The sequence below is a fragment of the Sphingobacterium paludis genome (genome assembly GCF_004364125.1).
GTDB classification, from domain to species: Bacteria; Bacteroidota; Bacteroidia; order Sphingobacteriales; family Sphingobacteriaceae; genus Sphingobacterium; species Sphingobacterium paludis.
In genome coordinates this window covers 330,860-345,261 of sequence record NZ_SNZV01000001.1, presented here as the reverse complement: position 1 = coordinate 345,261, position 14,402 = coordinate 330,860, and the positions used below count along the sequence as shown (strand labels likewise).

The 14,402-nt window shown below is 44.2% G+C and carries 12 protein-coding genes; 5 read left to right on the top strand and 7 right to left on the bottom strand.

The window, feature by feature from the left end:
• Positions 1-206: 206 nt before the first annotated feature.
• Positions 207-749: a GtrA family protein gene (locus B0I21_RS01475; protein ID WP_133638563.1), complete on the top strand. Its 543-nt coding sequence runs from the start codon at positions 207-209 to the stop codon at positions 747-749.
• A 47-nt stretch (positions 750-796) separates the two neighbouring features.
• Here B0I21_RS01475 and B0I21_RS01470 read toward each other — a convergent pair whose 3' ends face one another.
• Complete coding sequence (locus B0I21_RS01470) at positions 797-982, bottom strand: CsbD family protein (RefSeq protein ID WP_037494200.1); 186 nt, start codon at positions 980-982, stop codon at positions 797-799.
• Between the two features lie 185 nt (positions 983-1,167).
• Here B0I21_RS01470 and B0I21_RS01465 point away from each other — a divergent pair, with 185 nt between their 5' ends.
• Positions 1,168-2,190 (top strand): LLM class flavin-dependent oxidoreductase, encoded by a 1,023-nt coding sequence (locus B0I21_RS01465; protein WP_133638562.1) that lies wholly within the window; start codon positions 1,168-1,170, stop codon positions 2,188-2,190.
• Between the two features lie 454 nt (positions 2,191-2,644).
• Positions 2,645-2,815 (top strand): hypothetical protein, encoded by a 171-nt coding sequence (locus B0I21_RS19985; protein WP_166637748.1) that lies wholly within the window; start codon positions 2,645-2,647, stop codon positions 2,813-2,815.
• Positions 2,816-3,169: 354 nt separating this feature from the next.
• Here B0I21_RS19985 and surE read toward each other — a convergent pair whose 3' ends face one another.
• On the bottom strand, positions 3,170-3,895 hold the full coding sequence (surE, locus tag B0I21_RS01460; RefSeq protein ID WP_133638561.1) for a 5'/3'-nucleotidase SurE: 726 nt from the start codon (positions 3,893-3,895) through the stop codon (positions 3,170-3,172).
• Between the two features lie 71 nt (positions 3,896-3,966).
• On the opposite strand from surE, the gene B0I21_RS01455 reads away from it, so the two are divergent.
• Complete coding sequence (locus B0I21_RS01455; protein ID WP_133638560.1) at positions 3,967-4,899, top strand: diacylglycerol/lipid kinase family protein; 933 nt, start codon at positions 3,967-3,969, stop codon at positions 4,897-4,899.
• Here the strand turns inward: B0I21_RS01455 and B0I21_RS01450 are convergent.
• The 5 genes from B0I21_RS01450 to B0I21_RS01430 form a co-directional block, all read right to left on the bottom strand.
• On the bottom strand, positions 4,896-7,448 hold the full coding sequence (locus B0I21_RS01450) for a BamA/TamA family outer membrane protein (RefSeq protein WP_133638559.1): 2,553 nt from the start codon (positions 7,446-7,448) through the stop codon (positions 4,896-4,898). The genes B0I21_RS01455 and B0I21_RS01450 overlap by 4 nt on opposite strands.
• Before the next feature lie 50 nt (positions 7,449-7,498).
• Positions 7,499-9,808, bottom strand: coding sequence for a hypothetical protein (locus tag B0I21_RS01445; RefSeq protein WP_133638558.1), 2,310 nt, complete (start codon positions 9,806-9,808; stop codon positions 7,499-7,501).
• Between the two features lie 6 nt (positions 9,809-9,814).
• On the bottom strand, positions 9,815-10,894 hold the full coding sequence (locus B0I21_RS01440) for a metallophosphoesterase (protein WP_133638557.1): 1,080 nt from the start codon (positions 10,892-10,894) through the stop codon (positions 9,815-9,817).
• Positions 10,894-11,775: an SdiA-regulated domain-containing protein gene (locus B0I21_RS01435; protein ID WP_133638556.1), complete on the bottom strand. Its 882-nt coding sequence runs from the start codon at positions 11,773-11,775 to the stop codon at positions 10,894-10,896. The genes B0I21_RS01440 and B0I21_RS01435 overlap by 1 nt, the downstream gene beginning before the upstream one ends.
• Positions 11,776-11,886: 111 nt before the next feature.
• On the bottom strand, positions 11,887-13,032 hold the full coding sequence (locus B0I21_RS01430; RefSeq protein WP_133638555.1) for a Pycsar system effector family protein: 1,146 nt from the start codon (positions 13,030-13,032) through the stop codon (positions 11,887-11,889).
• A 901-nt stretch (positions 13,033-13,933) separates the two neighbouring features.
• On the opposite strand from B0I21_RS01430, the gene B0I21_RS01425 reads away from it, so the two are divergent.
• Positions 13,934-14,278, top strand: coding sequence for a hypothetical protein (locus tag B0I21_RS01425; RefSeq protein ID WP_133638554.1), 345 nt, complete (start codon positions 13,934-13,936; stop codon positions 14,276-14,278).
• The last annotated feature ends 124 nt before the right edge of the window (positions 14,279-14,402 follow it).

The following is a 14,402-nucleotide window of genomic DNA, read 5'->3' as shown; positions in this document are numbered from 1 at the left end:
AAAGAGGTCTTCGGTTCGAAGACTAGGTCGTTTCGTTGCACGCATGAAACTCAAATATACGAGGTTGTCTTGTGCCCCACATAATGAACATCAACATCGTATAGCATAAAGGATAAGGGTTACTTCTGAAAAAATAGACGCTCAAGATGCCTGCAGGCTCCAAGAATCTTTCACTGTTTTAGACGATAAAAGTATATCTTAGGCAAATGAACAAAACGTTTTCAGCCCTAAAAGGCCTACTATGGAAATTATATACGTTTAGCGTCAACATAGTTGATCTTAAAATACTGGATTTTGAGAAGTTTAAATATCTTGTTTTAGGCTGCCTAAACGTCGGTTTTAGTTGCATTATATACTTCGTAGCTTATCATTTTATAGTAAAGAAATCAAACGTAGACATAGCGGATCTGCTGACCATCAGCCCACACATTTTTGCGTTAATGCTCTCCTTTTCCATTACTTTTTTTACCGGCTTTTTTATGAATTATTACCTGGTGTTCCCGGGAAAAGAAGCGCAGAACCGTATGATTCCAAAGATATTGAAATATTTTTTAGCAAACATAGGCTCCATACTAATCAATTATATACTACTAAAAGTGTTTGTAGAAAGTTTGGGTTGGTACCCCACGCCCTCGCAAATCTTATCGACGATTGCCGTCACCGTCTATAGTTTTATAGCGCAACAAAAGTTTACGTTCGCAGCACATCGACAATCGGTCTCGAAAATTGAACATAAAAAATGCGGATAATGCTTTGCATTATCCGCATATCAAACTAAACCACACTAACACTATCCCTACAAATCGTTTAGCCAGCTGTTAACTTCATCTGCAGTTTTTCCTGTTTTCTTCTGAAGTTTACCTACCAACTCGTCTTCTTGGCCTTCGGCATATAATAAATCGTCATCGGTAAGATCCGCATATTGCTGTTTAACCTTACCTTTAATTTCGTTCCAACGGCCTTTCCATGTTAATTCACTCATAATATTCTCCTTTTTTTGTTACATATATTGAACGTCCGGCAACGCATTCCGTTTGTAAAAAAATGTTAAACGTTGAAATTTATGAAGAAAGACAATAAAATTACTGACATCCAGAATACAATCAGGCTTTCTATTAACCATTCGAGATCGCTACATTTGAACATCGGCATTAAGCATGGCAAGAGATGAAAAAAATAGGCTTCTTATCTTTCGGGCACTGGGCAAACCACCCCTCTTATCAAACGCGTACGGCGAGTGACACCCTTCTTCAATCAATAGACCTGGCGGTCGCCGCAGAAGAACTGGGAATTGATGGTGCATACTTCCGTGTACACCACTTTGCACAGCAATTGGCCTCACCATTTCCATTGCTATCCGCTATTGGTGCTAAGACTCGTCGAATCGAGATTGGTACCGGCGTCATCGACATGCGCTATGAGAACCCCTTATATATGGTAGAAGATGCAGGCGCCGCAGATCTTATTTCAGGAGGCCGATTACAATTAGGCATTAGCAGAGGTTCTCCAGAACAGGTTATTGACGGCTGGCGTTACTTTGATCAAGAACTGGGCGATGGCGAAACTGACGCGGAGATGGGACGAAGAAAAGCACAGCTATTTCTTGAAAAGCTAAATGGTGTTGGTTTTGCGGAACCGAACCCCTACCCTATGTTTCCAAATCCACCAGGTCTCCTGCGGCTGGAGCCTTATGCCGCTGGTCTCCGCGAACGAATTTGGTGGGGCGCCGCGTCGAACGCAACGGCAGTATGGGCAGCGGAACAAGGTATGCATCTCCAAAGCTCTACGCTGAAGTACGACGAGACGGGTAAGCCTTTCCATATCCAGCAGGCGGAGCAAATACGACTATATAAGCAAGCGTGGAAAGATGCAGGGCATGGTCGTGAGCCTCGGGTATCGGTAAGCAGATCGATCTTTGCGCTGGTGAATGACCAAGACCGTTATTACTTTGGGCAACAAGCAGAAAGTGTAGATAAGGTCGGTACGATAGAAGCGGGCAAGCAAGCTATTTTTGGAAAAAGTTACGCCGCTGAGCCCGACAAATTAATTAAAGAACTCGCCGAAGATGAGGCTATACGCGAGGCAGACACTTTATTGCTGACGATTCCGAATACACTGGGTGTTGATTACAATATGCATATCTTGTCGGCCATTCTGGAACATGTAGCGCCTGGACTTGGTTGGCGTTAGCTTTTAAAATTTTCATCAATCGTTATGATCTGATCACACCTCATCCACACCTATACGCCTAGCTGTAGCCAGCTGGCTACTATTTTTGTTAAAAAAGTTTCCAAAGCACGATATTCAACTTGATGCAGTAAATAATATCTATTTTAGGTGTTAACAGATACAGCTAAAAATAGTCGCGTCTGTTTAATTACTAATACTTAAACAAAATCAATAGAAAGATAACTAAATGTGTAAATCATTGTAAAATCAAATAAAATTGAATTTAGTAATTTATTTTAATTTTTATTATGATATTGATTTAAATAATTTGTAGGTTTGGTTAATTGAGTTACCTGCTCAAGGGGCGTTTAAATTCGTAAGCAAGTACGCTCCATAACAAAGTGTAGTGTGTTATTTCAGTAGCGGGCAACTCTATCATACATATCCAGACCAAACTATGAGAAAAAACGACGAAATGAGAATAATAGGCCGAGAGGTTTGCTACATTGTCAAACCAAGAAACAGTAACGACATGTTTGTTTTTAGTGACGAACAAGAAGCTTATGATGCTGCAGAGAAACTTACCGCATTATCAGGCATAGACTATGAAGTTCTCGCGAGCTATTTAGACCCGAAAATGGCCTAGTGAATGCTACCAAGGAATGTTAGGGGATAGCTAGTGGATGTATTAAAGCCCAATTGCCGAATGCTTGGTTGTGATCGGACGCTTTGTATATAGCCGCACGATCCCCATATGTCGTATAACGTAGTTTTCAATCCGTTCCTCGACGAATAACGGATCTGGAAGTAGCTTATTCCTTTTGTATAGTGCGCTATGCGTTACGCATTTCTCCTCGTGAAAACGGGACGGTTTGCGCGGCGGCATGTTGCATACACGCTTGTGAAATCGAGCTTGAGTACACCGCATGGGGTAAAGCTCGATTTCACGCTGTTTGATCCTTAGACAGGTTTAGCTTCTTCATAGCGAATGCAGCATCGTTTAAGTCGATAACTTGTCTGATAGCGCAGCTTCATCTGTAAGATCGAGACGTAACGGTGTGATGGATACTAGATTATTCTCAACCGCCCATCTATCCGTACCCTCATCGGCAGCCTCTAATGGTGTAACGGTAAACCAATAATGCTTTCTACCCATAGGGTCAGTTCCCGGAACGATTTTACCATCATAAAGTCGCACCGATTGGCGCGTCCAAACGATATCCGTCGGATTAGGTGGAAAATTCACGTTGTACAACGCGAGTTCGGTATCCGCCAACAGACGTTCCAGTGTACGCTCAACATAAGGCTCCAACAGATCAAAATCCGGCTCTGAATTACCTACGGGCGTGCTCAGTGCAATACCTTTAATCCCAAAGAGAACGGCCTGTTTGGCAGCTGCCAATGTCCCAGAGTGCCACATGGAATTACCAAGATTTGGCCCCATGTTAATGCCTGATAACACCACGTCGACACCGCTCCAAAGGTGGGTTCCCATGGCCACACAATCGGCAGGTGTACCGTTCACCCGATGGGCTTCGATATCAGGAAATTCTATGGGCGACTTTTTATAGCCTAAGGGTCGCGAGTGGGTCACCGCATGGCCCATCGATGATTGCTCCACGTCGGGCGCTACCACCCGCACATCACCAAACTTTTTCGCTATTTTCGCTAAGGCCGCAATACCCGGACTATATATGCCGTCATCATTCGTTACTAATATCCTCATAATTATTTTTTTAATTTCTATATTTTAACAACAAATGAGCTGATGTAAACGTTCACCTCTAAATAAAATCCATGAAACAGGCAATTCTATTACACAACCCCGGTGCTGGGGACGAAGACCACGTAAAGTCCGACTTAGTTAAAGAAATCGAGCATGGAGGATTTGGCTGCGTTTACTTCTCCGTGAAAAAGGACGATAGCTGGAAAGAACAGTTGGATCAAGCAGATTTTGCCGTCGTAGCGGGTGGCGACGGAACCATCCGACGGGTAGTCAAAGAATTGGTGCAACGGAATGCGCTAGCAAAGAAAATACCGATTGCTATCCTACCGATGGGTACTGCAAATAATTTATCAAAGACATTATGCATAGATAGCCAGCTCGAGCAGCGTGTACATATTGAAAACTGGAAGAAAAGTAAGAAACAGCGCTTCGACCTTGGCGTTATAAAAAATGCCGATACCACCGATTTTTTTATGGAAAGTGCGGGTTATGGCCTGTTCCCCAACCTCATGCAACAGATGGATTCGGTGGATAAAAGTAAAGCGAAGACAGCAAAAGACGAGTTGAAGTTGGCACTGCAGGTTTTACAGGAGTTGACGTTACATGCAGAGGCCAATCACTACGCCTTAAAGGCAGATGGAAAGACATACGAGGGCAAATGCCTGTTGCTGGAAGTAATGAACATCCAGTCTATTGGTCCAAATCTCGTGCTCTCACCAGAGGCGTCAACTGCCGATGGCTTGTTCAACGTTGTTTATGTGGATGAGAGTCAACGCCAGGCTTTTGCAGCTTACCTACAAAAGCTTATCGATGGCGACCACGATGCCGTATTTGCCTACCAGTCATTTGAAGCAAAAGAACTACTAATCGATTGCGAAAGCGTGCACATGCACTTGGACGATGAGCTAATCTTGCCGTTAAAAAACCCGCTTTCTCTCGAAGTACGGGAAAACGTACTGGAGTTTTTGACAACACAAGAACAAGACGCGAACAGTAACCGTTAAAAGCTAAGACCGAGGCGAATGTATGGTAAAACCGCTTCTTTACTCACACCAACGGCAGCTTGAAGCACCAACAGATCGCCCGGCAAGAAGTATAGCCCGCCACCATACCCCATGTGCCATCTATCTGATTGCTCGCCAGACATCCAAACGCGTCCGATATCATAAAAGCCGATCGCACCTACCGTACCCGGCACCAGATAAGAGTTAAAGCTAAATAGCTTGAGACGCGTTTCAAAATTATTATAGAGCGCCGTTTTGCCTGCGAAACGGCGCGAATTATACCCCCTAAGGCTGTTCTCTCCGCCGATCGTTGCATGCTGATAGAAATAGGGATTTCCAAAAACAGCCTCTACACCTGTTCGGTTGGCGACCGTGAGGTAATCGTGAAAAATAGTTTTGTAGACATTAACGGTATTGCTGAAGCGCGCATAATGACGTCGCTCCCCAGCAATCTCGCTCTGCCATGTCAAATGACTACGTACCTGGTAGCCCTGCTTCGCATTTGCTTTGTTATCGCGCGTGTCAATCTCGACCCCCGCCGATACGCCAGTAAAAAACATGGTGCCGTAGACGGGTTCTGTTGGAAATTGTGCATGAAAATCTTCAAAAAAACGCCCTCGATTAGCGGCTTCTCGACTACTGTACAGCTCGGAAGATAAACCGTATAGCAGTTTAATGTGATCTGACAGCGGGTTTTCCAATAATACCTGTAAGGTCGCGAGGTCATAACGGTTCCGGTAATAAGAAATGGATCGATCATCGGATTTATCGAAAGATGACTCATTCCCATAGCCAAAAAAATTGTTCTGATTAAAGGGGCCAAGCGAGCGTAGATGTATGGAAAGGTCGTGGTCAGCGATTAACTTTTTAAATTCGCCCTGATAATCAAAAATAAAGGACTGGCGCCCAGTCAGATAATTTGCCTTGATAAGATGTCTATAGGCGTAGGGGCTTTTGCGAAAGCCTTGGTTTTCAATAAGGTATCCCACGCCTAAAATAAGACCGCGATCCACACCATAATTAAAGTCTACGACAACGCCCTTACGATCGTAAACAAAATTATCATATGGATAGGTATGCACGCTACTGTCGTTGCGCAAATGATAACGAACGGGCTGTGTAAGGGAAAAATGATTTGCTGCCGGGGCTTTTGAATCGTACAGGTGCACCTTATTTCTTTTCGAATAGGCTTTCGATGACGAAAACTGATCAAATTGGTCACCACCGATAAGCCTCACCTTTATCTTCGACGTGCCACTGCCCTTCAGCCGGTATTCGTCTTCGCCCGATATTCCATAGATACGAATTTCCTGGGTCTCGTCAGCATAAAATTTCCGTTTGAAAATGCGCCGCCCTTGGCTACCATCCTTTTTCTTGTTGTGCACGTCAATGCTTATGGAACCATCTTTCTCAAAGTCTACCTCCACGAACTCCGATTTTGCAGATAGCGGAATATCCACGGTGCGTGCTAGCGCACGATAATAATCGGTGCCTGTTTGTAAAAGTTCATCTCGCCTGGACTGAACAAAATGTTCGATCTCACCCGCACTGAGTGCAACAATGGTGTCAGGCATCTGTAGCATAGCGACATGGATGAGTGAGTCCGTCAACGTTTCTTGAAAACGGACAATCTCCTTCTCCCATTGCTGGCGGCTAAGATGGTTAAGAAAGAAACGATCGAAATGCCGAGCGTTAAAATTCCAGTGCGACACATTGCGTATATGCGGACTAAAAGGCTGCAAGTGCGCCTTTAACCATTGCCGGGAAAGCAAGGTCGGAAAAACACCAGAGGTCTTGTAATATACCTTATCCCTATCACGGGGTACGGGCGTATAGATTTTTTTGCCCTTCTCTTTTTCTGGGTCCCAACGCCAATTATCTTCGTGTCTGTCCCAATCCCCCAGAACGAAATCTAAGAGGCGAGCTCGCAAGGTCAGGGTTTGGTCGATTTGGGTATCATTATCTTCCAATACCTTTCGTATCACCTTGGCTGTATTGTCGGTTTTACTGTCCTCGAAAGGCATGCGCGGCTCGAGCATATACGGGCGGTTTTTGAATATGGACCTATATTCGCCAAGCCGCTCATCATCACCAACAAACACCAATTCGGGAGACGCATGCGGGATCTGCAGCGCCCTGTTAAACGTCGGTACGGTTAGCGCTCCAAACGGATGGGCGATGGATATTTGATCCTGGACAATATCTTTGGCAATCGTTTTTCGCAAACTTTCCGGCAAGCTTCGTTCGGGATATTTTTGGATGGAGCGCAGCACCCATTCCCTGCCTTGCGCATCTTGAAGTCTTAGCGACTGCGTTTGCATACCGCCGCCTAGCTTAACCACCGAGAGGCCGCCGTGCTCCGTGGCCAGGTTGACGTAACGCATGGTGACGGGCGTATTGTAGAGCTTACGATAGCTATCGCCAAGCCAAAATCTGTGCACCACACCTACTTTATCATATTCGGGCGCGATATCAGCGATAACACTATCCGGCATCTGCGCATGGGCCATAGAGACGCATGCTAATAAAAGAAAAATACAGTATTTCATTTCTACATATTTTTGTCGTAAAGCTCAATATGCGTACCTAGCAGTAGACGTCAGACAATTTGTAAACGAAGCGCACGCAGCGCGATCACATCTTGAAGTTCCTCCAGTTCCAGGTAAGTAACATCAGCGATAATAACACCCTCGGCGATTAACTCATCGATCAGTTCTTTCAACTCCGCCTCCACCATACTGCTGGTATATACAATGGCTACCGTGCCCGGTTTGACAAGCCTTTCCGAGGAATTATGGATGCGCACTTTGTCGATACGTTTTTTTATCACTTGGTAGCGTACGTTATACCCACCGTCTACGTCAAAGCGCTTCTCATCCGTCCGAAAACTGATACTGATCTCATGCGGATGTATAAAAATCAATTGTGTGGTCTCCAAGGGTATAGGAAGATTCGATTTCATCGTTGCCGCTTTCTCGGCAATACCAACCATGCTGATAATTTGCCTCTTCCGTACCTGCTTTAAAACACGTTTATCGAAAGCTTGCGTCGGCGTGATAGACTGACCGATATACATATCATACTCTACACCATCCGTACGGAATGTTTCGAAATAAGAAGGAAAAAGCTGTTGAACGTAGTCATTTAAACCATCCAGCTCCTGCTTGATCATGCTATTGATCTGCTGCAAGGATTGGTCAAAAACATCGGCTTTATCGTTAAACACATACTGCTGATCTTCCCAAACGCAGCCCAATTGATCGATAAGATCCTCGTCTTCGCGCAGGTATGGAGCTGCCTCATGCAAGAGTTGCGGCATCTCGCGATAGAAGAAGTATTGCACGTCAGAAAGATACCGATCCACCTGTTCCTCAGACAGCCACGCCTGCAACTGCACAAGCTTGCCTTTCCACCGCAGATACGTTTCCTCGTTTCGGTTTTGAAGATTAGACTCCATATGCTGCAACACACCCAAACGCCTTAGCCCCTCCCGCCTTTGCACATTGTTTCTTAGTTTTGTGGAGTCTTTTACATCAATAGCACCATAGATCGGATAAACATTCGGAAACAGCACGGGGTCTGGCGGTAGCGCATAATTTCCCGTCGGCGCTTTGCCCAGATACTTAGCGGCCACCTCATTGAATCGCCATTGCACGGCGGGTTGTAGTGCCGTGTAATTGGTCAGGATGATCCGATCAAGCCGTTGCTTAAATATCACCAAAAGCTCGTAAGCAATTTGTGCCAAATAGGGCAAAAAAGGTTTCATCTGCAGCAAGACATCCCTGCTCATTTTAAAAGGAGCATGACTATATACCTCCAAGAAGCCCACCAGATTTTTATTATGCTTTAGCGGAATACACATATATGCGGAGAGGTTGGCTGCTCGAAGCAGATGAATTAATTCAGGTTCTTGCGTGTCCAGCCCTTCCTCTACACCAAAAATAATGGTAAAGGGCTTTCGTATAAAATCAAATATCTCACTTTGGCAATCGCCAAGCTCACGAGCAATGAGGTCACTCAAAAAAATGCTATCCCGAGCAAATTCAGTCTTCAAAACCGGATAACCGTTTAGTTCCAAAACCGGAAAAAAGGAGGAGTGGATGGCTTCCGACCCTAAAGCGCTCATTAAAATATCGCGCAGGGTATCATTGAAATCATCCGTCTCATATCCGTGCAGATTTCCCAAAACCGTCTGCAACTTTTCGATGATGGCTTCCTTATTCCTATCATGAAAACGGATAATCGAAAATCCTGTGAAGACAAATTTCCGAGGATCCAACATCTGCAATAGCGGAGCAAGATCTTCTAAGCCGTTAATCTCCCGATCTCGAAAAGATGCCATATCTAAAACCGGCAAATCAGTCAAAGGGGTAACATCGACAAAGGCATAATCAACACTTAGCTCAACATAATGTGACACCCCTGCTATTTCGAAGCGGTATAGCCTCCGTGCTACGGTCTTTGGCAAACCGTAACAACGCTCCAAAATCAATACATAAAGCAGCCTATTCTCAAAATCAAAATCATGTCCATACATGTAGGGCACATGGTCAAGATCTAGTTTTGATAGTAGCCGTTCTTTAAATGCAGTCGTTCCATAGAATGCACGGTCGCCCAATGCAGTGCCTATCGCCCACATATCACTATCTGGCAGATCAATGGTGCGATTAAGGTAGCGTACACTGTCAAACACTGACGCATATTGCTGAAGATTGTCCGGCTTCAAGGCGCCGTGTTGCTTATCTGCTTGTTCTATCAATGCTAAGACGAAAGAAGGTACCGTGGCATACTGATCGCCTTCGCCTATACATCCGCGCAAAAACCGAATGAGGGGCTCCAAAGACAAGACGCTAACCTGCTCTTCTGAAGGGTTTACATTATTGTTTAACGGTAGTGAATGGCAAAACATAGGTTGTTAATTAGGATAGATGATTTGTTGAAAAGCTTTTGTAGTACGTCCCTTATCTTCAATATAAAACGACAGATCTAAGCTGCCGTCGTCCATGCAATCCAGCACGCAAAATCCTTGTTGATTATGCTGATACTTCAACGCTTTACTGGGCTGAATGATGGATGATTTCGCGCCAGAACCACTAACGATTTGTCGAAAATTTTGATCAACAATCCATTGCAATCCATGGTCGTGCCCTGAAACAAAGACAATATTTTTATGTGTCCCCACCGCCTGCCGCATATCCCTAATAAATCTTTTATAAACCGGATGCTTTAGATCTTCTGCACTATTCAACACCGTAGAACGTACGAGTGGGAAGATAGAGCCAACGCCGGGGAGCGGAAGATAGGCGGGCTTCCATATGCGGGTAAGCGGAAAGAGGTGATCGCGCCAGGAAAATGTTAACCCGTGCTCGCCGTACGAGCGTAAGGGATGATGCGAAATGAACAAGATCGCATTTCCTTCATTTTCGCGGATCGCTGTGGCAATGTCGGCAAAAAACTGCTTTCGCACCTCGCCTTCCAAAGCAGAGTCGGGATTGGCATGATGAGGAAAGAGCCAATACTCGCTATCGTATAAAACGGCGGTCACCCGGTCAGAAAACTTTTTTACCACCGGTCCTGCTGTGCCGGCTTCCGGCACAAAATTCAACAAGCTATTATGCTGTGATTTTAGAAAGTTGGCTTGAGCAATAACCTTCCTTAAACCCAATGAACCGGATTTATCCCAGTCATGATTTCCCGCCAGGAAAGAAACCGGCACATCCCTTTCTATAAAACCACTGTACTGGGATTGCAAGATGGACGCGGTCAGCTGGGCCTTCTCCTCCTCCAGTCCCATCCCCACCGGATAAATGTTATCGCCAAGAAAAAACACCTGGGTCTTGCCGGCAATGACAAGTCCAGCGGCATCAACAAGCAAGCTTTTTTGCATTGGATTAATTTCGCCTGCATCGCCAATGAATAGTATACGCTGCTCGATCTGCTGCGCAAAAACAAGGTTCCAAGTGCCAATAAAGACGATTAAATATAGAATACGCATTAGCGGTGTTTATTGAATTGATAAATTTTGCCGGCCTTCGTTTTGCCAGCTTCACTGCCGATGTACAAATTTTCATCTTGATCAAACGCTATTCCTTCTGGTTGCTCAAAATCTGCATGCGAAAAGCGCACAATCTTTCGGGGCTTAAAGTTCGCATCGGTTAGCAAAACCATTCTATCAATAGAGGAAAGAATATACCATTCATCGGAAGAAACGCGTTTCGTCATCGCAGATGGACGAATCCTTTTCTTAATAGTGGGATCAAGTGCTGTAATCAAGTTCACATCGATGGAAAACCGATCAATTGTTTCTAAATTTCCATCATCACTCGCTTTTAAAACATAGCCTGTCAACGTTCCTTGCTGCCTATCAAGCTTGCAAGATTTGCACAACACATAAAGTAAACGATCGAGCGGATTAATAGCGATGGATTCATACTCGCCCTCCGGTACCAGCCCTTTTATTTCCTGCGCCTGTATGGTGTTGCCATGCGGCGCGAACGGAAAGGTATACACCGTTCCGTCACTCTTTAACACATAAAAGAACCTGCCATCCGTTGCAATATCTTCGTAATCGCCGGGCTTCCCAAATGTGGATGTTGCAACCACCTTTCTTCGACTGAAGTCGTAGGTAAACAAAACAGCATCTTCATCTTGGATAGCATAGGCTGTCCGCGAACGAACCGGGTCGAAGCTTATTCCAGAAATTTCCTTTAACGCCTTTGGCATCGTAAAAACGCTATCCGGCTTGATGGGATAAGGAAATGCGGCGACCGACGAGTCGTGCGGTTTACCCGCAGAACTGCCTTTAAAACGACAACTGCTGCCTGTGAGGACCGTAGCACCAACGGCAATCAACATGAATCCAACAGATTTCTTCATAAGTGACTAATTATTTCGTGAGCTCGTTTATTTTTTTTATGCAAGCTAGATCATAACCAGGTGTGTTAGTTGCTTTTGCTACCTCGACGCCCCCGCGCCGCTAGGTGCAGGTTAGAGGGTCATTACAGAAAAGCTAAATGCCACTACAGATATGGTCAATCCAAACATAAAAATGCCATAGGCGTAACGTAGCAAACGATATTTCCTTCCTAAAGCTACGCCCTGGGCGTAGACATCTTTGGTTAACATACCGTAGAGCAGGTCGCTGTCCAACATCACTTTTCCCATACCCTCTTCATAATCAGTGTAACTCATGCGGTAAAAGTTACCGAAGAAGAGTAGGTTGACCTTTTTCTGCTTAACTTGCTCCGTGTGAAAACGACCGTCTGGAATCTTGGGTATAGTCGATAAAATAGCAAAGATCATCGTCAACACAACGGCCACCATTAAAAAAATGGTCGGGTACACCAAGTGCTGGTCGTTATCTAGACGGCGCAAAAGAACGGCAACAACCATAGATAGAATGATGGAATTGACCGTGAGCAAAATATTCGCTTTGTTATCAGCCATATCGCTCAATCGCTGGTTATTCGAAGAAGAGATACGAAACATGGTTTCTATTCCCCGCTCAGGTCTTTTATTACGTTCATCCTTTTCTTTGGATTTCCCCTCTTTCTTCATCAGTTCTTCTAAATTTTCATGCTTCTTTTCGCCCAATTTCTCTTGCGCGTAATCAGTATGATAGTGATGGTTTTTCAATAACATAATGGTCATCCCCCGCCATAATGCTTTGTCTATCTTCTCACCTTGCACCTCTTCTGCTTCTTTATGCATAAGCTTGTTGCGCTCACTGAAAGACGCTGTACCCAAATGGAACAAGTCGGCATCGCAGAGAATGCGTTCTAATAAATTTTCGGGAGATTGCGGCATTTTTGTAGACAATATGCAGCGCTTAATTTTCGTCTTCACTTCTTCCGAAACCTGCTCTTGGGTCAAAAAAAACTCCGCGTTCTTCGCGCTACGCGCTTCATGCCCAGCACTGCCTCCCTGAAGATAGCCGGTATCATGGAAATAAGCACTACAAACGACCACAAAGCGCTCTTCATCCGATAGCATGTAGTAATCGGCCATTTCTTCCACGGCAGATACAACTTCAGTGGTGTGTATTTTGTCGTGAAAGCAATAAATACCATTCTTGCCAGCAAAATGTAACTGAATATAACCTTTAGCTTTCGCAATTAACGCGCTATAATTCATAACAAAGTGTGTGAATAAAATACGAATATCGACTATTTAATTTAAAAGTGTAAAGCATATTTTCAGACAAAGCAAGAAACCAACTACTTTTCGAGCATAACTGGTCGACACGCGTAACGCAATGAGGTGAAATGATACGATTACATCGGGCATTTCACAACGCTGCAAAACAAGAAATACAAAATGCGACGTAAGAACAACCGGTTGCAAAAGAAAGGCGGCCCTGTCCCATGCACCAGAAGCCGCCAGACTTCCAATAAGAAGTCAAATATCTTTATCAGTACGCTTTTAAAGGCCCGCTTGATGAAGATCCTGATTGTTTAGGTACTCAATCGTCCTCACCGGATTCATGAGTACCTGTTAAACAACACAACGATCTTAGCGTTTCCTCCCCGGAACAATCCTTTATGTTAATCTCAAAAAAACAAATCAAATTGAGATATTTACGCTATGCAACTAATAATCGACACAATATATGAAATTATATATATCATACAAATAAATAATTTCACGCAATCGTTTGCATAACGAAAAATAGTTTTCTTGAAATTATAGAAGTACATGGTTAAACGATGACATAAACGCCGCTTGCACGCAAAACGATAACCATGTAGGTATGTTACGCCGCTTTGTTTGTCTCGCTGGTTGGTGTACCCGAATGATAGTATTCTACCACAAACGGGTGAAAAAAACATATAAGTACTTGAAATGAAGGCCATACAGCAGACGGGATGACCTACTTTTCGTAAAAAAAACTATACAAAAGGTATTTTACAAAAATTTAACATGCGTATTTCAACCTTTTATTTATTTTTGCTGGCAAATGTACAAACGGATAGCTCAATTCATATCAATATTATCCTTGTCGATGCTCCTCATCGGCGGCGTTTGGACTATTTGCATGGCATCCGTAAAAAACCAACATCTCGTTGGGCTTAACCACTCCTATTCTGTCAATTACGGGAACAAATCGGTTAATACCGCTTCCTTCCATTGGGAGAAAGGCAAAAAAAAACCGCATCATATCGATGATCGCGCGGTTGAAAAAACTGAGGAAAGCGATGTCAAGCAATCAAACACGAATGATGGGCTGTCTTTTCCACTTGTAGCAGATCTGCTTTATAAAAACATCAGGTTCGGTCTTTTTTCGCTACTGTACAATAGCAAATCGGCCCCGCTTGATGTTGTGCTGTTTACGTGCTACGATAGCGAACGTTTTATCTTGCTGCAGCACTTCCGCATTTAGCAGTTTACTCCCCCCTCGATGCACATCAACCGTACGTTTTAGACATGTATAGTGTGCGCACGCGATAGACAAAATTGCTGTCGCTTTAATCCATATCTCATATTATTTACTACAAGTACCAACA